The sequence below is a fragment of the Halarcobacter mediterraneus genome (assembly GCF_004116625.1).
Taxonomy (GTDB): Bacteria; Campylobacterota; Campylobacteria; order Campylobacterales; family Arcobacteraceae; genus Halarcobacter; species Halarcobacter mediterraneus.
In genome coordinates this window covers 517,062-540,284 of sequence record NZ_NXIE01000002.1, presented here as the reverse complement: position 1 = coordinate 540,284, position 23,223 = coordinate 517,062, and the positions used below count along the sequence as shown (strand labels likewise).

Annotated in this window: 16 protein-coding genes and 1 CRISPR repeat array; of the genes, 13 read left to right on the top strand and 3 right to left on the bottom strand. The window is 24.7% G+C overall.

The window, feature by feature from the left end:
• Window positions 1-13: 13 nt before the first annotated feature.
• Window positions 14-358, bottom strand: a complete 345-nt coding sequence (locus CP965_RS06780) for an arsenate reductase family protein (protein ID WP_129061324.1) — start codon at window positions 356-358, stop codon at window positions 14-16.
• Window positions 359-385: 27 nt separating this feature from the next.
• Window positions 386-676 (bottom strand): Asp-tRNA(Asn)/Glu-tRNA(Gln) amidotransferase subunit GatC, encoded by a 291-nt coding sequence (gene gatC, locus CP965_RS06775; protein WP_129061323.1) that lies wholly within the window; start codon window positions 674-676, stop codon window positions 386-388.
• 285 nt (window positions 677-961) lie between these two features.
• Between gatC and cas6 the strand changes: the two genes are divergently transcribed.
• The 9 genes from cas6 (at window position 962) to cas2 (ending at window position 10,323) form a co-directional block, all read left to right on the top strand.
• Window positions 962-1,684, top strand: a complete 723-nt coding sequence (gene cas6, locus CP965_RS06770) for a CRISPR-associated endoribonuclease Cas6 (RefSeq protein WP_129061322.1) — start codon at window positions 962-964, stop codon at window positions 1,682-1,684.
• A 308-nt stretch (window positions 1,685-1,992) separates the two neighbouring features.
• Window positions 1,993-2,679 (top strand): hypothetical protein, encoded by a 687-nt coding sequence (locus CP965_RS06765; RefSeq protein ID WP_129061321.1) that lies wholly within the window; start codon window positions 1,993-1,995, stop codon window positions 2,677-2,679.
• Entirely contained in the window at window positions 2,669-4,378 is a 1,710-nt protein-coding gene (locus CP965_RS06760; protein WP_129061320.1) for a hypothetical protein, read from the top strand. The genes CP965_RS06765 and CP965_RS06760 overlap by 11 nt, the downstream gene beginning before the upstream one ends.
• Window positions 4,378-5,271 (top strand): type I CRISPR-associated protein Cas7, encoded by an 894-nt coding sequence (locus CP965_RS06755; RefSeq protein WP_206732265.1) that lies wholly within the window; start codon window positions 4,378-4,380, stop codon window positions 5,269-5,271. Before CP965_RS06760 ends, CP965_RS06755 begins: the two co-directional genes overlap by 1 nt.
• Window position 5,272: 1 nt before the next feature.
• Complete coding sequence (gene cas5b / locus CP965_RS06750; protein WP_129061318.1) at window positions 5,273-6,049, top strand: type I-B CRISPR-associated protein Cas5b; 777 nt, start codon at window positions 5,273-5,275, stop codon at window positions 6,047-6,049.
• Window positions 6,050-6,061: 12 nt separating this feature from the next.
• Window positions 6,062-8,509, top strand: coding sequence for a CRISPR-associated helicase Cas3' (gene cas3 / locus CP965_RS06745; protein ID WP_129061317.1), 2,448 nt, complete (start codon window positions 6,062-6,064; stop codon window positions 8,507-8,509).
• Window positions 8,503-8,994, top strand: coding sequence for a CRISPR-associated protein Cas4 (gene cas4 / locus CP965_RS06740; RefSeq protein ID WP_323807969.1), 492 nt, complete (start codon window positions 8,503-8,505; stop codon window positions 8,992-8,994). Before cas3 ends, cas4 begins: the two co-directional genes overlap by 7 nt.
• 8 nt (window positions 8,995-9,002) lie before the next feature.
• Entirely contained in the window at window positions 9,003-10,007 is a 1,005-nt protein-coding gene (gene cas1b, locus CP965_RS06735) for a type I-B CRISPR-associated endonuclease Cas1b (RefSeq protein ID WP_129061315.1), read from the top strand.
• A gap of 1 nt (window position 10,008) precedes the next feature.
• A complete protein-coding gene (gene cas2 / locus CP965_RS06730) occupies window positions 10,009-10,323 on the top strand; it encodes a CRISPR-associated endonuclease Cas2 (RefSeq protein ID WP_129061314.1) in 315 nt (104 codons plus the stop codon).
• A 162-nt stretch (window positions 10,324-10,485) separates the two neighbouring features.
• A CRISPR array of direct repeats spans window positions 10,486-16,338; the repeat unit is 30 nt; unit sequence CTTGAATCAAAACATATAATGTATTGAAAT.
• A gap of 230 nt (window positions 16,339-16,568) precedes the next feature.
• Here the strand turns inward: cas2 and tgt are convergent.
• On the bottom strand, window positions 16,569-17,699 hold the full coding sequence (gene tgt / locus CP965_RS06725) for a tRNA guanosine(34) transglycosylase Tgt (protein ID WP_129061313.1): 1,131 nt from the start codon (window positions 17,697-17,699) through the stop codon (window positions 16,569-16,571).
• Window positions 17,700-17,815: 116 nt separating this feature from the next.
• On the opposite strand from tgt, the gene CP965_RS06720 reads away from it, so the two are divergent.
• Genes CP965_RS06720 through CP965_RS06705 form a run of 4 tightly spaced genes read left to right on the top strand, consistent with a single transcriptional unit; the run spans window position 17,816 to window position 23,220 of the window.
• Entirely contained in the window at window positions 17,816-19,279 is a 1,464-nt protein-coding gene (locus tag CP965_RS06720) for a TolC family protein (protein WP_129061312.1), read from the top strand.
• Complete coding sequence (locus CP965_RS06715) at window positions 19,260-20,159, top strand: PhnD/SsuA/transferrin family substrate-binding protein (protein ID WP_164971002.1); 900 nt, start codon at window positions 19,260-19,262, stop codon at window positions 20,157-20,159. Before CP965_RS06720 ends, CP965_RS06715 begins: the two co-directional genes overlap by 20 nt.
• Window positions 20,143-21,738, top strand: coding sequence for an ATP-binding protein (locus CP965_RS06710; protein ID WP_129061310.1), 1,596 nt, complete (start codon window positions 20,143-20,145; stop codon window positions 21,736-21,738). The genes CP965_RS06715 and CP965_RS06710 overlap by 17 nt, the downstream gene beginning before the upstream one ends.
• Window positions 21,739-21,792: 54 nt before the next feature.
• Window positions 21,793-23,220: a COG3400 family protein gene (locus CP965_RS06705; protein WP_129061309.1), complete on the top strand. Its 1,428-nt coding sequence runs from the start codon at window positions 21,793-21,795 to the stop codon at window positions 23,218-23,220.
• The last annotated feature ends 3 nt before the right edge of the window (window positions 23,221-23,223 follow it).

Here is a 23,223-nt window from a genome sequence, read left to right as displayed (position 1 = left end):
AATAATAAAGAGACTAAAGAAAAGTCTCTTTATATAAATTTTCATTAAAACCTATAAGAACTTTATTTTTATCATATTCTATAACAGGTCTTTTTAAAAGCATTGGTTCTTTTTTTAACCACTCAATTTTTCCTGCTTCATCAAGATTTAGTTCTTTTAATTTCAAAGTTCTATATTTTGTACCCCTTGAATTAAAAGCAATATCAATACCAGCTTTTTCTACCCATAAGTCTATAGACTCTGCTTCTGGAGTGTCTTTTTTGAAATCAAAAAAATCTACTTCAATATTGTTGTCTTTAAAAAATTTTAAAGCAGATCTTACAGAATTACAAGTTTTAATACCATAAACTTTAATCATCGTTTATTTTCCTTAAAAGTTTAAATTTTATTCAATAATTTTTGGTACTATGAAGTAGTTATCTTCACTTTTTGGAGCATTAGCTAAAATATGTTTTGAAAGCTCTAAATCTTGTGTTGAAACATCTTCTCTTAAAGGAGTACCACCTTCAACTGTATTAAAAGTAGCTTCAATATTTGAAACATCGATTTCATTTAGATTTTCAACAAAGTTAATAATATCAGCAAGCTCTGATTTAAGAACTTCTTTTTTTGATTCTTCAATTTCTAAACTTGAAAGCTTTGCTAATTTATCAATTAATTTATCATCTACAGTCATAGTTTTCCTTAGTCTTCATGTAAATTTTTTTGATTATATCTAAAAAAAGTTTTAAAAGCTTTAATATAATTTGTGTAGAATACCTCAAGAATAATAAATAAAAAAATTGGAGTAATAATGTCAAATAAAAAGAAAGCCTCTATAGATAAAACTTTAATAATCTTAATACTTTTAGTAATAATCTTCTCAGTTATAGTAATAAATAATTTTTTAGCATAAATATTTAGCAAAGTCTTAGGTTTGTAATATATAATAATATTATTATTTGAATACTAAGGTAATAATATGAAATATTTTGAATTAATATGTATGGTAATCATAAAGAAGGATATAGAATATAAGAATATTTTTGATATCTTGTCAAAATATATAAACTATTCTATGTCAAAAGATGTAGAATTAAAAAATCTACATTCCCAAAAAAGAGTTTTTAAATCTTATTGTTTCGGTGGTTTTTATCCTCTTGAAAAAGATAAGATATATAAAAAAGGTCAATCTTATAGCTTCTCTTTAAGAAGTTTAGATGAAAAGTTTATAGATAAATTGTCTAAACTTTTAAGAGAAAATATCAATAATCCAAATCTTCAAGTTATAGAAACAAGTAAAAAAAATATAAAGCAGTTTTTTATAACAGAACTTTATACTGCAACACCTGTGATAGTTTCATTAAAAAGGCAAAAAGGTGAAAAACAAAAGTTTTGGACTACAAATGATGATATTTTTATTTTACAAAATCAATTACAAGATAATTTACTTAGAAAATACAAAGCTTTTTATGGTGAAGATTTAAAACCTATCCAAAATTTTATACAACTTTTTGAGATGAAAAACAAAGTACCACATTCAATATTTTTCACTAAAAATGATAGAACGGTAAGACTCTTTGGAAATAAATTTAAAATAGTACCAAATGAAGATGAAATAAGTCAGAAATTGGCTTTTGTTGCATTGGCTTGTGGAATTGGTGAGAAACAAAGTTATGGTGGAGGGTTTTGTTTATGGAAGTAGTAAAATTACTTTATTTTATGAAATTATATTTCAATACATTTTATGTTTTGGTTCAAGGTTTAATAGAGTAATTTTACTAAGAAATGATACTAAAAGAAGTCTAAGTAAAATATTAAGGCTTAAATATCATAGAATAATATACATTATTCTATGATATTATTGAAACTTGACAAAAGAATAATTTTAAGATAAAATTCAAATATCAAGCATCTCCCAGGCTCTTCACTGTAAAATTTACAGGAGAGGAACACCTGGGCACTACAAGGATATTATACAAGAAAAGAGATAAAAAATCAAGGGGGAAGTAAGTGAATGATTTATTACTTAAAAGTTTAGAATCTTCAATATCTAAAGATAGATTAAAACACTATTCAAATATTTGTCATACAAATGATAAAAAAACACTTATTATAAAATATTTATACAATATAGAACTATCTAAATCTTTATACTTTTCCTTGCAAAAATATGAAATTACCTTAAGAAATAATATACATAATATATTGTCAAAAGAATTGGATAATGAGTTTTGGTTTGATATAGAAAACTTCTTAAATAAAAAATCTTATGAGAAAATTGTTGAAGCTAAACGAAATATTAAAAAAGAAAAAACCTCAGGTAGGATAATATCGGAATTAAACCTTGGTTTTTGGACTGCATTGTTTAAAGGTGAATATGAGCAAAAAATTTGGAATAAATATAGAAAAGATATTTTTCCTAGTATGCCAAAAAATTCTCTAACAAATAAACAACTTAGAATTAAAATTGATGAAATTAGAAAATTAAGAAATAAAATTTTTCATTATGAAACTATAATTAATTATGAAAAGCTACAAGAAGCTTATAACGAAATATTAGAAGTAATTTATTGGTTAAACAAAGATGTTTATATTTTAGTCAAAGAATTAGATGATTTTAATGATATTTATGAAAATGGTGAATTAAAAATAGCACAAAAAATAGATTTAATAGTTTGGAGTGATAATGATTTATGATATTTTAGAAGTATTTGAAGAAGAGTATAAAAAAAGTGGTGATGATTTAATTTTGGGTTCATATAATTTAAAAGATGGATTGTATGTAAAAATAAAAAAAGATGAGACCTTAGAATTCTTTGAATCAAAAACTGTAAAAAGAGAAAAGATTTTTACTGATTTAAATGGCATACAAAATAGTAGTATTTGTGATGATTTTAAAAAGTGGGATTATTATAGCTCTTATATAAATTCAAATAAGGCTTTATTTGATAAAAAAATTCATAATATTAATTATTTATCTTATTTTTTCAAAATTGAAAATAGTGAATATGCAAAAGAAAAAATAGATGAGCACTTTAATGTTCTAGTTGATTTTTCAAAATATAAAGATAAAAAAGACAAAGAAATAATAGCAGTTTTTCAAGATAGGTTAAAAAATGAGAATAGAAAAGAAGATATTCTAAAAAAATGTTTAATTTTGAAAAATAGTTTTGATGAAATAATTCAAGTAGCAAAAGAAAAAGAGATAAAAAACTACATAAAAATATTTTTTGAGGAAGATTTAGAAAATTATAAAAAAGAGAGTGAAATATATCTATCTTTAAAAATATTTAATGATAGTAAATATAATCAAAAGATAGATAATGTGATTTATGGTTTATCAAATTCAAATATGGGATTGAACTCTAAAAAACCTTTTTTAGAAAACAAAAATAGAAAACTTACTATCCCTTTTATGATAAAAAATAAAGATGCTTTGATGTTAAAGAAGTTTTTTGATTGGTTGAAACTTCAACCTTATAATCAAGATAGAATTTTAGATGAACATTTTTTTATACAAAAACATTTAAATAATGATGAAGCTGAAATTACAGAGTTTGATTATATTCCTATAAAAGCAGATGTTATAAATAAATCATTTGAACCAATATATGTAAAAAACTATTTAGAATTAAAAGATAAAGATAAAAAATTGATATCTGATTATGAGATAAAAGAGTTATGGCAATTAGAAGATAAGCTTGATACACTTTTTTATAATGGGCAATTAAAGTTTAATTACTATAGAGATAGTAAAGATATAAAAGTATCAGATTTTTTATCAAAAGAGTTACAATCAATACTTTTTATAACTAAATTTACAATGATTAATTATTTTAGAAAATATGAGGATAGAGGATTTTTAAATATTATAAAAAAATATGGAACACAATTTGTTATAAATCATTATATGAATGAAAGAGAGTTTAAAGCAAAAGAAGCAATGAATTTAAAATTAGCATTACAAAAAGGAAAAAATATGGATATAAAACAAGAGTTGCAAGATTTGAAAAATATATTAGAGGATGAAGAGTATAAATCATTATCAAAAGATGAATATCTTTTTTTAGCTGGCCAATGGGCAGCTTATTTGTTATCATTAAGTAAAGCAAGTAATAAAAATAAAACTTTAGCTTTAGCAGAACAATATTTCAAAGCTAAATATATATTTAAAATACAAAGTATTTTAAATAATGATTTAGAAAAATTTAAACATGAAATAAGACTTAATAATGCTTGGGCATTAAAAGCTAGTTCTCTTTTGAAAGCTTATGAAGATGATAGTAAATTAAGCGATAAAGAAAAAGATAGATTCTTAGTAGGTTTTATGGTTAAAAATACATTTTATGAAAAAAGACAAAAAGAAGAAAAAAAAGAAAATGAGGAGAATATATAATGAAAAGAGTTTATGGAGTAATTGGAATAAAAGCAAAAATGGCAAACTGGAATGCTGATTTTACAGGTCGTCCAAAATCTACAAGTAATGGGGATATTTTTGGTAGTGATAAGGCTTTAAAATATCCTATGAAAAAAATGTGGGAAAATGAAGATAAAAAAGTAATGTATATCAAAAGTTTAAAAGAGGAAAAAGGAAATGTTGTTCCAAATAAGTTAGGTGAGCGATATGCAAATCTTTTTTCAACTATAGATAAAAAGAATACTACTACAAATGAAGTTCTAACAAATCTTTTTAAGTGTATTGATGTTAAAAATTTTGGAGCTACTTTTGCAGAAGAGGGACAAAATATTTCTATAACTGGTGCTGTACAATTTGGGCAAGGTTTTAATAAGTTTGATGATACAAATATAGAAGTTCAAGATATATTATCTCCTTTTGCTGATTCTACAAAAGAAGATGCAAAACAATCAACTTTAGGTACTAAAGTAACTGTTGATGAAGCACACTATTTTTATGGGTTTTCAATAAATCCAAAAGCTTATGATAATTATAAAAAAATATTAAATGATTTTGAAGGCTATACTGAAAAAGACTTTGAAGATTTCAAAAAAGTAGCGCTTACAAGTGCAACTGCTTTTAATACAAATTCAAAATTTGGTTGTGAAAATGAGTTTGCTTTATTTGTAAAATGTAGCCAAGAAGATACTTATTTGCCTGATTTAAGTGATTATATTGTTTTTGATAGTGATAAAAGAGCTATTGATTTATTAAAAGTGGAAGAACTTATCAAAGGTAAATATGAAAGTGTAGAGGTGTATTTTAACCCTTATAAATTGGAAGTAAATACAACATTAGATAAATTTAATATCTTTACACAAGAAAAGTTATAAGATGAATGCTTTAAGCTTTGAAATAAGTGGTAAAAGTGCCATTTTTAAAAAGCCTGATGTAAATTCATATGCATATTTCACATATAACAATATCCATAAACCAGCACTTCTAGGAATACTTGGAGCTATAATTGGACTTGATGGATATATAAAACTATATGATGAAAATATCGAAAATAAGAAGAATAAAAAACCTTTAAATGACGGGTTTCCTGAATATTATGAAAAATTAAAAGATTTAAAGATAAGTATAATTCCAAAAAATGGTAAAGAACCAAATACTGGATATTTTACAAAAAAAATTCAAACTTTTAATAACTCTGTAGGATATGCAAGTAAAGAATTGGGTGGAAATTTAATCGTAAGAGAGCAATGGCTTGAAAATCCAAAATGGCAAATACTTATTATAGATAATGAAACTAAAATATATGAAAAAATAAAAGAATATTTACTAAATGAAAAGGCTGTATTTATTCCATATTTAGGTAAAAATGACCATCCTGCCAATATAGATTTTATAGAAGAGATAAATTTAGAAAGTTCAGAAGATTTTGAAAGAATTGATTCATTATTTGTGGATGATTATTTTGAAATCAAAGATAGTGCAGGAAGAAGAGTATTGCCTTTTATTTTTAAAGAGCTTTCTCCTGTATCTTTACAAAGGGATTTCCATTTTTATGAATATAAAAGTTTGATTTTTACAAATCAAAAGTTAAGTTTAAAAAGTGAGTATAAAAATATATATTCTTTTGAAGATAAGAACTATTTTTTCTTTTAGAAAGGTTATTCTATGTATGTGAATTTAGATGAGCAAAAATATAAAAACTTTTTTGCTCATACTTGTGGAAATAAGCCAAAAGAGAAATTAATTGATCATTGTAATCTAACAAAGTTTTATCTTGAAAAAATTATAAAAGAAAAAAATTTATCAAATCTAATTGATAAAATGATTATTGATTTAGATAAAGATAATTTTATTTTAATAAAGAAACTTTTTTATAATGCTATTTTTTTGCATGACTTAGGTAAAACAAATAATTCTTTTCAAGCAAATAAAATGGATAATAAATTATTTGAAAAAACTACATTATCTTCTGAACATTCAGTATATTCATCAAAAGAGTTTATTAAATTATTTACAGAAGAAGTTGATAAAATAGAAGATGATGAAATATTTGAGAAAATTAATTATATTTTAAATACATTTTCTTATTCAATAACAAAACATCATGGTAAGCTTGATAGTATTGAAGATTATAATATAGAAGAAGATGGTTCTTATGAACTTGTGAAAAAAAAGAGTGAGAAGTATATACATAATCCTTTTGAATTTTATATATTAAATAAACTTCTTTTTTCTCTTTTAGTTTCAAGTGATTATTATGCAACAACACATTATATGGCTGATTTACCAACCACTGATTTTGGTACTATAAAAGATAAGCAAAAAATCATAAATAAATTTGAAGGGTATAAAATTATCAGAAATATTAGAAGTGGTAAAAATATAAAAGGGATAAATAAACTTCGTTCAAAAATGTTTTTGGAAGCAGAAGAAAATCTTCTTAAAAATTTAGACAAAAATATATTTTATCTTGAAGCACCAACAGGTAGTGGTAAAACGCTGATTTCTATAAATCTTGCAATGAATTTGATAAAAGAAGAAGATATTAATAAAATATTTTATGTCTTCCCTTTCAATACTTTAGTTGAACAAACAAAAAAACAACTTGATGATATATTTGCAGCTGAGTTGGATATATCTGTTATCAATTCTATAACTCCCATAAAAGAAAAAACAGATGAAGAACAAGAAGATGAAGAGAGTAAATATCAAAAGTCATATATGAGTAGACTTTTTTTTCATAATGAGTTGATTCTTATGACACATATTGCATTTTTTAATATACTTTTTGGAACAACAAAAGAAGATAACTTTCCACTTTGGCAACTTGCAAATAGTGTGATAATACTTGATGAAATACAAAGTTATGATAATAAACTTTGGTCATATATGATTAAGTTTTTTTCTATTTATGCAAAAGCATTAAATATGAAGATTATTATTATGTCTGCAACCCTACCAAAACTTGATAATTTAATAGATAGTGAAGAAAATAAAGATATTTTTGTAGAACTTATCAAAAACAAAAATGACTATTTTCAAAGTAAATATTTTAAGAATAGAGTAGAAATTGACTTTTCATTATTGGAGCTATACAAAGAGATTGAGTATGATATTTTGATAGAGAAATTAAATATAGAAAAAGAAAACTATTCAAAGATAGTATTTGAGTTTATAAAAAAAGATAGTGCAAGAGAATTTTTTGAGGAAATTGAAGAAGATATAAGATTTAAAGATTTTGAGATTTTTGAATTGAGTGGTGATGATAATAAAGCTACTAGGGAACATATAATACAAAAAATAAAAGATAAAAAAGAATTGAAAATCATATTAGTTGCAACACAAGTTATAGAAGCTGGTGTTGATATAGATATGGATTTGGGTTTTAAAGATATTTCAACTATAGATAGTGAAGAGCAATTTTTAGGTCGGATAAATAGGTCTTGCTTAAAAGTTGAAAATAGATATAAACCAAAAGTGTACTTTTTTAATAAAGATGAAGAAGATAAGATTTATAAAGAAGACAATCGTATAGAAGATAACTTGCGAAAAGATGAATTTAGACAAGTTTTATTAGATAAAAATTTCGAGAATTTTTATAAAAATATATTTAGAAGAATAAAAATTAATGATTCAAAAATAAAAGATGGAATACTTGGAAATTTTGAAAAGTTTAATGAAAAAGTTCAAAAATTAAACTATAAAGAGATACAAGAAAAAATGAGACTTATTAATTCACAAAGTTTTAGATTGTACTTCCCTTTTAAGCTTGATATTTCAAAATATAAAATTGATGAGTTTAAAGATAAAAAAATAATAGCAAAATATTTAGATGAAGATGAGAATTTGGATGGATTACTTATTTGGAAAGAGTTTGAAAAATTAAATGATATAAAAAACTATGCTCAAAAAGAAGTAAAAAGAAGTGAATTAAACTCTTTAATGCAGTTTTTTACCTTTAATATAACAAAGTATTCAGATAAGCAATCATTACCATATTTTGATTATATATGTGGTTCTTATCATTTTATTTCTAATTATGATGATTTTATAAAAAATGGTAAGTTTAATAGAAAAGCATATCAAGATAAAAGTAAGGATATATTTTGGTAAATGGCACTCTCATAAACTACTATTTCCACTGTCAAAGGCAGTGTTATCTTCACGCCAATCGTATAAACCTAGAAGACAATAGTGAAGATGTACGTATTGGTAAAATCTTACATGAGATAAATGAAGAAAAATCAAAAAAATCTGAAATAAGTATTGACAATATCAAAATAGATAAACTAACCCGTGATTATCTTGTTGAAGTAAAAAAGTCAGATAGTGATATAGAGTCTGTAAAGTGGCAAGTTTTACTTTATCTTTATAAGTTAAAGCAAAAAGGTATTGAAAAAAAAGGAAAGATTGAGTTCATAGAAAAAAATAAACAAGATAAGAAATTACATTATGTGGAACTTGATGAGGTAAGTGAAAAAAAGCTTTTAAAAGTTTTGGATGAAATTGAAACTCTAGTTAATCAAGATATTCCACCTCAAGTAAAGTTTGAACCAAAGTGTAAAAAGTGTGCTTATTATGAGTATTGTTTTATATAAGGATAAAAATGGCAAAAAATCATACTAGATATATATTTTCAATGGGTGAGTTAAAAAGAAAAGACAACTCAATAGCTTTTAGAAATGAAAAAGGAAACTTTTATATTCCAATTCAAGACACTAGAGAATTGTATTGTATGAATGAAGTAAGTTTTAATACTAAATTTCTCGATTTTATTTCACGTGCTGGTATCACTTTACATCTTTTTAATTATCATAGAAATTATAGTGGAAGTTTTTATCCTAAAGAACAGCTTGTAAGTGGAGATTTGACGATTAAGCAGTCTTTATGTTTTATTGAAAGAAGATTGGATATTGCCAAAGCTATTGTTCTTGGAATATCTTTAAATATTCATGAAACTTTATATCACTATTTTAGACATGGTAAAAAAGATTTAAAACAAACACTTGATTGGTTAAAAAATGATGTAGAAAAATTCCTTGATAAGAATTTAACTATAGAGCAAATACTTTTTATTGAAGGTCAGGTTTGGAATAGATTTTATGATAGTTTTAAATATTTTTTACCTGAAGATTTTATTATGAACAAAAGAGTAAAAAGACCACCCGATAATCCAATAAATGCACTTGTAAGTTTTGGAAATACCTTACTTTATACAAAAACTATATCAAGTATATATGAAACTCATCTAAACCAAACAATAAGTTTCTTACATTCTCCAAGAGAAGGTAGATTTTCTTTAAGTTTGGATATAAGTGAAGTTTTTAAACCAATAATTGTATTTAAAACTATTTTTGATTTAGTAGGAAAAAAAAGGCTTCAAGTAAGTAAGCATTTTGATAAAAGCCTAAATTATGCTTTACTGAATGATGAAGGTAAAAAGATTTTTATTGATGCTTTTGAAACAAGGATAAATGAAACTTTTATGCATAAAAAATTAAAAAGAAAGACAAGTTTCAAAAACTGTATTAAACTAGATGGCTATAAACTTATAAAATATATTGTTGAAGATAAAGAGTTTAAACCTTTTTTATTAAAAGACAAGGTATAAAGTGGCAAAAAAACAAACTTTTAATTACAATTATATATTTCTATTTTATGATATCGCTGATGAATTTAGTGAAGCAGGAAAATATCGGGTTACAAAAGTCTTTAAAATCTGTAAACTATACTTAAAACATCATCAAAAGTCTATTTTCAGGGGAAACATAACTCCATCAGACCAAATAATGCTAGAGAATAAATTAAAAAAAGTGATAGATAAAGACTTGGATTTTATTTCCATAATTAAAGTACAAAACTCTGGAAGTTTTACTGAAGTCACTATTGGAAATGATAAAAAAGAAGTAGAATCTATTTTTATATAATTTCCAACCTACTTAAAAATAATATCATCTAAAAGTAGCTATAATATGGAACTTTTAAGAGTTCTTTTACAACTTATTGTTTTTATAATAATTGATTGGAAAAAGTTCTTTTAATAGCTATTTTATGGGAAAAATGATTTTAGGAATACCTATTTTGTCTTCCTTGAATCAAAACATATAATGTATTGAAATAAGTGCTAGTAATCTTCAAATAATGCTTTTTAAGAAACTTGAATCAAAACATATAATGTATTGAAATCATAAAATATCATCTATTACTACTCTTATACCTCTTCTTGAATCAAAACATATAATGTATTGAAATACGCTTTCAGCTTGTGCAACTAGACACAGACAAGGTCTTGAATCAAAACATATAATGTATTGAAATTTTGATATAACATTTCTACAGCCTGATTCTTTTTGTCTTGAATCAAAACATATAATGTATTGAAATATTTTAGAGTAAGAAAACCATAATGCAACAATTATACTTGAATCAAAACATATAATGTATTGAAATGAGTGACGCAGATGACCTTAATGCTATTTACCTAGCTTGAATCAAAACATATAATGTATTGAAATAAATGAATACCAAAATTTTATTAATGCTAGAGATACCTTGAATCAAAACATATAATGTATTGAAATTTATTGGTCGCAAAATAGAAAAGATTGTTTCTATCTCTTGAATCAAAACATATAATGTATTGAAATTATTAAATTAAAGGATAAAAGATGACTGAATACAGCTTGAATCAAAACATATAATGTATTGAAATTTGAAATCCCTTTTTTAAAATTGAATTAGATTATCTTGAATCAAAACATATAATGTATTGAAATTACTGTAGAGATTGAAGGTCAAAGGTTATCTTTACTTGAATCAAAACATATAATGTATTGAAATTGTATAGATAACTAAAAAGAGATAGTTTTCTTTGACTTGAATCAAAACATATAATGTATTGAAATAGAAAAATATATAGGACTAAAAAGAACAAAAAGACTTGAATCAAAACATATAATGTATTGAAATCTGTTAGAAAGTATGGACGAGTTAACAGATGCAAAACTTGAATCAAAACATATAATGTATTGAAATCCAATAGAAAAGCCATGCTTCTTTATAAGTGTTTCTTGAATCAAAACATATAATGTATTGAAATGGATTTACCTCAAAACCATCTGTAATACCGTCATAACTTGAATCAAAACATATAATGTATTGAAATATTGAAGGTTTAAGGATAGATCTGTCAATTTCGCCCTTGAATCAAAACATATAATGTATTGAAATGTAGCATTTAAAAAGCTTCAAAAAAGAAAAGATTTCTTGAATCAAAACATATAATGTATTGAAATTTAGGTTATTTTGTTTTAGCATTACTTTCTCATTTGCTTGAATCAAAACATATAATGTATTGAAATAGTTGCATTCTTGCAACATAAGGAACACCTTTTCTCTTGAATCAAAACATATAATGTATTGAAATAAAGATGGAAAACCTCATGTATTTAAATTTGAGACCTTGAATCAAAACATATAATGTATTGAAATAGCAGATGCAATGACTAATGTTAATTCTAAATTAAACTTGAATCAAAACATATAATGTATTGAAATTTGTGAAATGTCTTTAATAGATCTATTACTTTCTTACTTGAATCAAAACATATAATGTATTGAAATGGAGAGAGCAAAGAGGTAAAAGAACTTGCAAAACTCTTGAATCAAAACATATAATGTATTGAAATCGGCTTCTGGATAACCTGCTTCGCCTATAAGACCTACTTGAATCAAAACATATAATGTATTGAAATAAGTATCAATTTTACTCTTTATCTGAAAGAGATTTACTTGAATCAAAACATATAATGTATTGAAATAGATACTTTTTTAATGAGTGTATTAATATTAAAGTTCTTGAATCAAAACATATAATGTATTGAAATTCTTGAGGTAAAGTTTTACTAAAACTCATCTTATGGCTTGAATCAAAACATATAATGTATTGAAATATTGGATTTAATAGACACTACTGATTCTTGGGCTAACTTGAATCAAAACATATAATGTATTGAAATTTAATTGAAAAAGTCTTAAAATGTGGTTCAATATGACTTGAATCAAAACATATAATGTATTGAAATTTGACAATTGATACTATTATCGTACTAGAGGCATTCTTGAATCAAAACATATAATGTATTGAAATGGAAGTACTTTGTTTCCAGAACTAACCCATGCATCTTGAATCAAAACATATAATGTATTGAAATAGGGTTGAAATACTTTCTTTAAAGTACTTAACTGTACTTGAATCAAAACATATAATGTATTGAAATTGGACAGCTATTGCTCAAGCGTGGGCTTTGGGTTATCTTGAATCAAAACATATAATGTATTGAAATAAAAATTGGAGAAAATGGCGTGACATGGTCTGCTAACTTGAATCAAAACATATAATGTATTGAAATTTGTTTTACTTGTTCTTCTTTTTGTTTATACTACTCTTGAATCAAAACATATAATGTATTGAAATAATTGTTAGATTGATTACAAAAAGTAACACCAAACTTGAATCAAAACATATAATGTATTGAAATTCATATTTCTTTTGTGATTTATTTGAACAATCTTTACTTGAATCAAAACATATAATGTATTGAAATACATCAAAAAAGTCAATATCTTGACTTTTACATCCTTGAATCAAAACATATAATGTATTGAAATAAGCTTTAACAATAGTCTTACTTATTAATTGTCTTACTTGAATCAAAACATATAATGTATTGAAATACTGTTAGACACAATAGAGCAAGAGGTAAGCATAAACTTGAATCAAAACATATAATGTATTGAAATCTTTCTAAGTCTAGCATAGAGAAATCGTTAGCAGGTCTTGAATCAAAACATATAATGTATTGAAATTTGTATTGTGCTTCTAAGTCAATTATTAAAAAGCCTTGAATCAAAACATATAATGTATTGAAATAAGGAAAAAATTGCAAGATTAGCTTTTTATAATGCTTGAATCAAAACATATAATGTATTGAAATCTTAAAGATTTAATTTTAATAGCTTCTATTTTGACTTGAATCAAAACATATAATGTATTGAAATAATTATTTTAAAATATTAAATAGAGATTAGATTAGCTTGAATCAAAACATATAATGTATTGAAATTTATTTAACTTCTCGTTAAATTGTTTCCATTGTTCCTTGAATCAAAACATATAATGTATTGAAATACGCCTTCGCTAAATACCTGCCCAGTTACTTCTCCACTTGAATCAAAACATATAATGTATTGAAATATTGTTGTTGCAATTTGATTAAAGTTTATATCTGCTTGAATCAAAACATATAATGTATTGAAATTCCTCTTTTTCTGAGTTATATGTAGGCTTAGGTTCTTGAATCAAAACATATAATGTATTGAAATTTTTCTTTTTGCCATTTCCAGCGCAATAGATCTTCTTGAATCAAAACATATAATGTATTGAAATAAAAGCAGAGATTTTTAAACTAAAAGAAGCTAAACAACTTGAATCAAAACATATAATGTATTGAAATTGGGAAAATTATTATGAAGCTATTAGTGATTACTCTACTTGAATCAAAACATATAATGTATTGAAATACTAAAGAATTAAATCTTACACAAGAAGAGCAACTTCTTGAATCAAAACATATAATGTATTGAAATAAGATATGCCCGTAAACATTTGCAAAAAGTTGAGCTTGAATCAAAACATATAATGTATTGAAATAAATTGAAAAATATTTAAAAAACAGATAAAAATATTCTTGAATCAAAACATATAATGTATTGAAATAAAAAGAACAGAAGAACTCTTGTTTTTAAATAAGTACTTGAATCAAAACATATAATGTATTGAAATCCTATATCACTATTCGATACTTTTTCCATATTTACTTGAATCAAAACATATAATGTATTGAAATTAGTGGAGCTAGAAAATGCAGGCTCTTATGCAGTTACTTGAATCAAAACATATAATGTATTGAAATAAAATATTCCAATATCCATAAAAGCTTAAAAGAAACACTTGAATCAAAACATATAATGTATTGAAATAATTTTACACAAACAGTTTTGGCAAAAAGATAGGTTCTTGAATCAAAACATATAATGTATTGAAATGTTCTAAATAGTAAATTGTTTATTGCTATATATGCCTTGAATCAAAACATATAATGTATTGAAATTTAGATTTTTGGTAATCTTTTACCTTAAATCCTAACTTGAATCAAAACATATAATGTATTGAAATAATAATCTAGGAACTATAGTTACTGTTGTAGGAGTCTTGAATCAAAACATATAATGTATTGAAATAGTTACAAAACTGTAGAGTTCTTTTCCATGGTCCATCTTGAATCAAAACATATAATGTATTGAAATTAATATAAACTCTTGACAAAGTTGCGAATTTATAATCTTGAATCAAAACATATAATGTATTGAAATTTTCTCGACTTAGATTTGGCATTTGTTTTAGCTTACTTGAATCAAAACATATAATGTATTGAAATCGTTCTGGCATAACCCAAACTGGTTTTATATATTTACTTGAATCAAAACATATAATGTATTGAAATAGAAATAGATGAAAGAGAGAAAAAAGTAGCAACTAACTTGAATCAAAACATATAATGTATTGAAATTCTTCTCTCTTTTCTTAGAGTGTAGATGCATGGCTACACTTGAATCAAAACATATAATGTATTGAAATTTTTCTATCTCCTTATGATATTTACTATCTTGAATTCTTGAATCAAAACATATAATGTATTGAAATTAAATTGATTTTAGATCTTTTGTAATATCTGTAATCTTGAATCAAAACATATAATGTATTGAAATTCTTCAGTTTCATAATTTTCTAAAAGAATTGAACCCTTGAATCAAAACATATAATGTATTGAAATTGGACAGCTATTGCTCAAGCGTGGGCTTTGGGTTATCTTGAATCAAAACATATAATGTATTGAAATAAAAATTGGAGAAAATGGCGTGACATGGTCTGCTAACTTGAATCAAAACATATAATGTATTGAAATCTATGAGACACACCTTTTACTATCTCGTTATACCCTTGAATCAAAACATATAATGTATTGAAATTATTCTGTTGGAGAATTAGCACAAGCTAAAATTACCTTGAATCAAAACATATAATGTATTGAAATCAATCTCTGCCTTTAATCTTAGCTAAAGTTATTTCTCTTGAATCAAAACATATAATGTATTGAAATGTACCTTCCTTAGAATATTCTAAAGCAGACTGTGTCTTGAATCAAAACATATAATGTATTGAAATTATATAAAAGGTTCTAAGGTAAGTGTAGCTGCAGATCTTGAATCAAAACATATAATGTATTGAAATAGACGAAACAAGTAAATCAATAGAAAATAGCCTAGCTTGAATCAAAACATATAATGTATTGAAATAAAACATCTTGTACCCATTCATTCATACTTTGTGTCTTGAATCAAAACATATAATGTATTGAAATGTTCGAGAGTTTAGAAGATACTTCTTTAAGTCAATCTTGAATCAAAACATATAATGTATTGAAATCTAGGTTTTTTAACCATTATAGACCAAGTATTAACCCCTTGAATCAAAACATATAATGTATTGAAATTTTCTTAGTGTATTTACCTCGTCTCTTACATCGTCTTGAATCAAAACATATAATGTATTGAAATCATACTTTAGAAGATATGCAGTTAGTTCAATTTTAGCTTGAATCAAAACATATAATGTATTGAAATCAATAAGCTTCAACAAGTCTATTAAATTCACTTGAACTTGAATCAAAACATATAATGTATTGAAATTCAGGAGTGATATTAATATCTCCATTTAAATTATAGACTTGAATCAAAACATATAATGTATTGAAATTCAAAAGCCGAATCACTTTCAAACTCTTTTTTTACTTGAACTAAAACATATAATGCATTGAAATCCTACCCAACCAAATGGGGCTTTTAATGTTGTTCTTCTTGAACTAAAACATATCCTATCTACCCTTTTATATCTTTTTGATATAATATTTTTATGAATTATTTTGATAACCCACTAAATATTTTTACGACTTTTATAATTTGTGCTATTATAGGAATTATATTGGCTTTCATACTTGCTCTTTTATAATTTTATTGTTAGAGTAAAATCAATTTGAGAAAGAAGTACTAATTACTTCTTAGAACTTCTTTTCTCATAAAATTCTTTTTTAAACTCTACCCAATTATCAGCCAAAATAGCTTCTCTTGCTTGGCTCATTAGATTCAGATAGTATCGGATATTATGTAGTGAAGCTAGCCTAAAGTATGTAATCTCTCCAGCACGATATAAATGATTTAAGTAAGCTTTAGAAAAATTTTGACAAGTATAGCAATCACACTCTTCATCAATAGGAGAATTATCTTCTTTATACATTGCTTTTTTGATATTTACTCTTCCTGTGCTTGTAAAAAGTGTTCCATTTCTTGCATTTCTTGTTGGCATGACACAGTCAAACATATCAACACCACGTTCAATATTTTCAATTAAGTCTTCAGGTGTTCCCACTCCCATAAGATATCTTGGTTTATCAAGAGGCATAAAATCAGTTGTCCATTCAACTGTATCATACATATCTTGATTTGGTTCTCCTACACTTAAGCCTCCAATTGCAAATCCATCATAATCACTCAAGGCACATAACTGTTCAGCACTCATTTTTCTGAACTCTTTATCTGTTCCACCTTGGATAATTGCAAAAATATTTTGATTTACACCTATTCCTTTTGCTTGTTGTTCTTTATGATAACTTATTGCTTCTTTTGCCCATTTTGTAGTTCTTTCAATAGATTTTTTTATTCTTTCTTTTGTATTTGGTAATGCCACTAGGTCATCTAAAATCATCATAATATCAGAACCTAAATCATATTGTGTATCAAGTACACTTTGTGGTGTAAAGTAGTGCTTACTTCCATCAATATGAGATTTAAAAGTTATTCCATTTTCATCTGGTTTTGAATTATCACTTAAAGAAAAAGCTTGAAACCCTCCTGAATCAGTTAAGAATGAGTTCGGAAATTTTGAAAAACCATGAAGTCCACCAAATTTCTTTATCAATTTACTCCCTGGTCTTAAATATAAATGATAAGTATTTCCTAAAATAATTTTTGCACCCATACTTAATAAATCATTTGCATCAAGGGCTTTTACTGTTCCTTGTGTTCCAACTGGCATAAAAACGGGTGTCTTTATTTCACTATGGGCTGTTTTTATCGTACATGCTCTTGCTTTGTGATGAGAAGTTGCATCTATTTTAAATTCCATAAAAAATCTTCCTTTTTGTATTAAAAAGCGATTATAACAAATAGTATATTTAATTCTCCTCCTTGCTTTATATTGTTTTTAATTGATTCTTAATATAATTTGCGCGAGGAAGAAAAATGAAAAATATATTTATATTACTTTTTATCTTAGTGTCTCATGTTTTTTCTCAAGAAATACAAGTAGACTTAAATAAGGCAATTACTTTTGCTTTAAAAAATAATAGATTAAACACAATTTCAAAGTTAAATCTACAACTTGCAGATTTCCAATATAAGCAAGCCTTAAGTGCAAACTATCCTACTTTAGATTTAATACTTTATGCTAACAGAGATAATAAAGATATAGTTTATCAACAAAGAGGAAACTTTGTTTTATCTTCTGAATTTACAAAAACTTTAGCTTTGGCAAGTACTCTTTCTATAAGTAATCCTACAGAAAGAAGTGCTCAACAAGCATATATAAACTCTCTACCTATAAGTGCCTTTGAAAATCAAACTATAAATGCAAATATGAATACAATAGCAAGAGGTAGGGATACAGTAAGAGGTCAACTTGAATTAAACTATCCTATTTATACAGGTGGTAAAATTTCAGCTTTAATTGAACAAGCTAGATTAAATAAACTTATAAAAAAAGAGAATATTGTAAGAGATGAGAATAGTGTTATTTTTGATGTGAAAAAATATTTTTATGGTTATATTCTTACTGATGAGTTATATACTTTATTAAGTGAAGTTTATGAAAATATGCAGTTTAGTAGAGACCTAACAAAAGATTTTTTAGAAAATGGAACAGATTTAAAAATTAAACAAACTGATTATTTAAATATAAAACTTTTAACATCTTTATTAAAATCATCTTTAAATAAATTATATTTAAATAAAGAGTTAATTAAAAATGCTATATCAAATGTAATGGGTCTTAAATATAGTGATAAATTAGAATTAATATATGATAAAAAAGATATTTTAAAGCAAAATAAAAACTTAGAAGAACTTATAAAGAAAGCAAATAGTTTAAATCCTGAAATAAGAGGTATAAATTTAGCATTACAAGTTAAAGAAGCTCAAATTAAAGAAGCAAATGCAAATGCTTATCCTATGATGAATCTTTTTGCAAATGCAAGTCATACTTATAATTCTTATGAATATGGGTATTTAAGTGATGATGATGAAAATAGATGGAGTTTAGGGCTTGTTGTAAAGTATTCACTTTTTGATGGAAACAGAACAAGAAATAGTGTTTTAGAAAAAAAAGTTGATAAGAAAATATTAAATGAGCAAAAAATGTTTTTAGAAGAAGCTATTGCTTTACAACTTAAAAATGAGTTTTTAAAAAGTAGTATTGGGTATGAACAAATAAACTTATTAAAAGAGGCTGTTCAAGCAGCAAATGAAAATAGTCAAATGAATCTAAAAGCATATAAATATCAAATGGCAGAGACAAGAGATTTAGTTCAATCTCAGCTTATGGAAGTTTATGTAAAAGTTGATCTCTTTAAAAATACATATGATTATTTACTTTCTTTAGCAACGATTGATAAACTTATAGGTGAACAACTTGATAAAAAAATTTATTAGTTTAATCTTTTTAATTAATTTCCTAAATGCAAATCCTTTAGATGAAAGCTATAGTTTTGCAGTAAATATCAATAATTATAATAAGGTTTATCAAAATAAAATAAAAAGTGTAATAACAAGAATCTCAAAAGAGTTTGAAAACTTACATGATAAAAAGCATATTGTAAATGTAAGCTTTATTGATAATAGTAAAAGTGACTTTCTAAATAGTTATGTAAACTATTTAAAATTTAATGGCTTAGTTTCTTATACAAGTTATTATTTAAGAAATAAAGAGGCGTTAAAGAAAGCTTCTAAATACTTTTTTACTTTCGACCATAATCAAGAGTTTCAACAATATATTTTACTTGTAAATAAAAAAGCCAATATCAAAAGTTTAAAAGACTTAAAAGGTAAGAGGTTTGTCTCTTTTATTGCAAATAATAATTACAATGATTGGTTAGATTACTTAACTCTTAAAGGCTTAAAACAAACATATAAAAATCTTATTAAAAAAGAAAATAAAGTTCAAAAAGATTCTACTTTAGTTTTAGATTTATATTTTGATAAAGCTGATTTTACAGTTATTAGAAAAAGCATTTTTGAAGATATTGTTTCATTAAATCCCGCAATTTTAAAGAAGGTATCAATAATAAAAGAGTCTGAACCAATTTTTTTATATGGTATTGGAATGTTTCATAAAAATACACCTAAAAAAATTATAGAAGGTTTTGATTTGATTGTAAGAGATGGTACTTTTAATAATTCTTATCAACAGGTTTTAAAAGTTTTAGGAAATACAAAAATAAAAAAAACAAGTTTTAATGATATAAAGAAACTAGAAGACTTTTATGATGAGTATATGGAGTTAAAAAGAGCGTATAATGATAAAAACAAATAAAATATTTACAAAAATATTTATTGTGATGTTTTTTGCAATTTTATTTTTTTCAATACTTTTTTCAATATATTATATTACAAATCAAAAAAATGAAATTTTAAAATCAATGGAACAAGAAGCTAAAACAATGGCAAAAGTTATTGTGTATAGTATTTCAGATGCTATAGTTTTAAATGATAAAGCTTTTATTGTAGAGTTTAATAATGAGTTTATCTCACAACATGAATTATTAGATACCATAATTATTTCTAAAATAGATAAAGAATATTTTTACATAAAAAAAGACTCTTGGACTTATAATAATAGTTTAAATGATGAAATAAAGGTCTTAGAAAAGAAAGAACCTTCTTCTATAATAATAAAAGATAGCAGTTCTAAGAGTAATACATTTCATTATTCATATCCTATGATTTTTTCTGGAATGACTTGGGGATATGTTCATTTAGGTTTTTCTTTACAAGAGTATGATAAAAAGATTTCAAGTATGTATGTTAGTTTTTTTATATTTTTTATTGTTTTATTATTTATTACTTTTTTACTCTCTTTTTATGTTGCAAAAAATCTTTCTAGACCTATAATTAGTTTAAATGATATTGCAAATAAAATTTCAGATGGTAATTTAGATTTAAGAAGTACATATAAAAGTCATGATGAAATAGGTCAACTATCAAAAACTTTTAATGCTATGATTTCTAAAATTCAATCTTCTCAAAAACTTTTAAAAGAGTCATATGAAAAACTAGAAGATAGGGTTGAAGAAAGAACAATAGAGTTACATGAAGCTAATAGACAATTAAAAGATAAAACATATGAGTTAGAAATTTTAAATAAAAACTTAGATAATAAAGTAAAAGAGGAAGTTGCAAAAAGTGTAAAACAAGAAGCACTATTGATTCAGCAGTCAAGATTTGTAGCCATGGGTGAAATGTTAGGAAATATCGCTCATCAATGGAGACAACCTTTATCTTTGATTTCAACAGTTGCCTCAGGAATAAAACTTGAAAAAGAGATGGGGGTTTCAAGTGAAAAAAAAGAGATAGAAAGCTTAGAAATGTTGATAAATACTTCAAAATATTTATCTAACACGATAGAAGACTTTAGAAACTTTTTTAAACCAAATAAAAAAGAAGAAGCATTTTTTATTCCTTCTAAAGTAGAGCAATCTTTAGATTTAGTTTCTGCAAGTTTGAAATTTCATCATATAAAAGTAGAAAAAATAATAAATAAAAATTGTAAAGTTGTAGGCTTCCCAAATGAATTTGCTCAAGCAGTTTTAAATATTTTATCAAATGCAAAAGATGTTTTAGTAGAAAGAAAGATAGATAAACCTTTGATTAAAATTAGAGTTTATCAAGAAGACAATCAAATACATCTTGAGATTGAAGATAATGCTGGTGGAATAAAAAAAGATATTATGAATAAAATATTTGATCCTTATTTTACTACGAAACATCAAAGTCAAGGTACAGGTATAGGACTTTATATGTCAAAAATGATTATTGAAAATAATATGAATGGAACATTAAGTGTAAAAAATGCTGAAAATGGTGCTGTTTTTACAATAACATTAGAAGTTTAGAAAAGAAACTATACTCCTTATTTTAATTTACATACTTTTAGATATAATCTTGGCATGAAAAAGATATTGATTATTTTAGATGGAATTGTTGCCAAGAAATTAATGCGTAGAATTGTTGAATCAAATACTACAGAAAACAACTATGATGTTGTTTATATGAATGATGCAATTCTTCCAGAACAAAAACCTTCAAATTTTACTTTTTATAAATTTGACCCGACTTCAGAATCAAAGTTAGCAATGGTGCTTGATAAGGATATTCATACTCAAGCACTTATTGCACTTAATTCAAAAGATGAAATGTTAAATGTTATAAAAAATATAAAAGCTAGAAAAAGTACACTTCATATTTCAATGCTTGATTATTGGGGAATAGAAATAGAAGACCCTTATATTAATATTTATAAAGGTATAGAAGTTTTAGCAAATGGTATGGTTGAACGATTACCAAATATTCCTGTAATGGCTCAAAATATTGGATTAAAACAGGGTGAAATTATGGAAATCAAAATTCCATTTGGTAGTTCTTATGCTTATAGATATATAGGTTCAATAGAACAAAATGAATGGAAAATTTTTGCTTTATATCGAAATGAAAAACTAATAAACATCAAGCCTTCTTTGATTTTAAAGCCAAATGACCTTATTCTTGTAGTTGGAAAGCCTACGGTGTTAATGCAAGTTTATAATGCAATAGGAAAGTCTCAAGGTCAATTTCCTATGCCTTTTGGACACCATTTATATTTTTATTTAGATATGTATGTTCAAAATAAGCAAAGAATAGAAGATGTAATAAAAGAAATAAAATATTTAAATAAAATGTTTAAAAATACAAAAATGATTATTCGTATTACAAGACCAACTACTGTAGGACTTTTATCTTTGATTAAAGAGAGTTTTCATGGAGATGATTCTGTTCTTATCAAAATGGATTATCATAATATTGGAATAAGAAAACTCTTAAGAGATGATATGAGAAAACATGATATTGGTATGGTAATAATGACTAATGAAATGTTTAAAGATAAAACTGCAACAAAAGAGTTAAAAAATTTAAAAATACCTATTTTTAAATTAGGTGAAGAGCTTACAGGAAGTATCAAAAAAACTATTGTTGTAATAAATGATATAAACTCTTATGAACAAATTTCACCTGTAGTTTTTGATGTTGCAAGTCAATTAAAAACAAAAACAAAGATTTTTGATATGGATCCAGTAGGAAAAGAAGCAGATAAGACTACTTTACTTAATCATTTTGAGAATCTTGCTAAAATCTTTAATCAAAAGCTTGAAATAATCTCAAGTGATGATAATCCAATAAGAGAATTAAAAAAACAAAAAAGTACTTTACAAATTCTTCCTTTAAAAGAAGAGATGTTTAAACAAAGATTTTCTTGGAGGTTCTTATATACAAATCCCGATTTAATCGCATTTGATTTAAAAAAATATAGTCAATTATTAATCCCAGTTATTGAAGAATAAGGA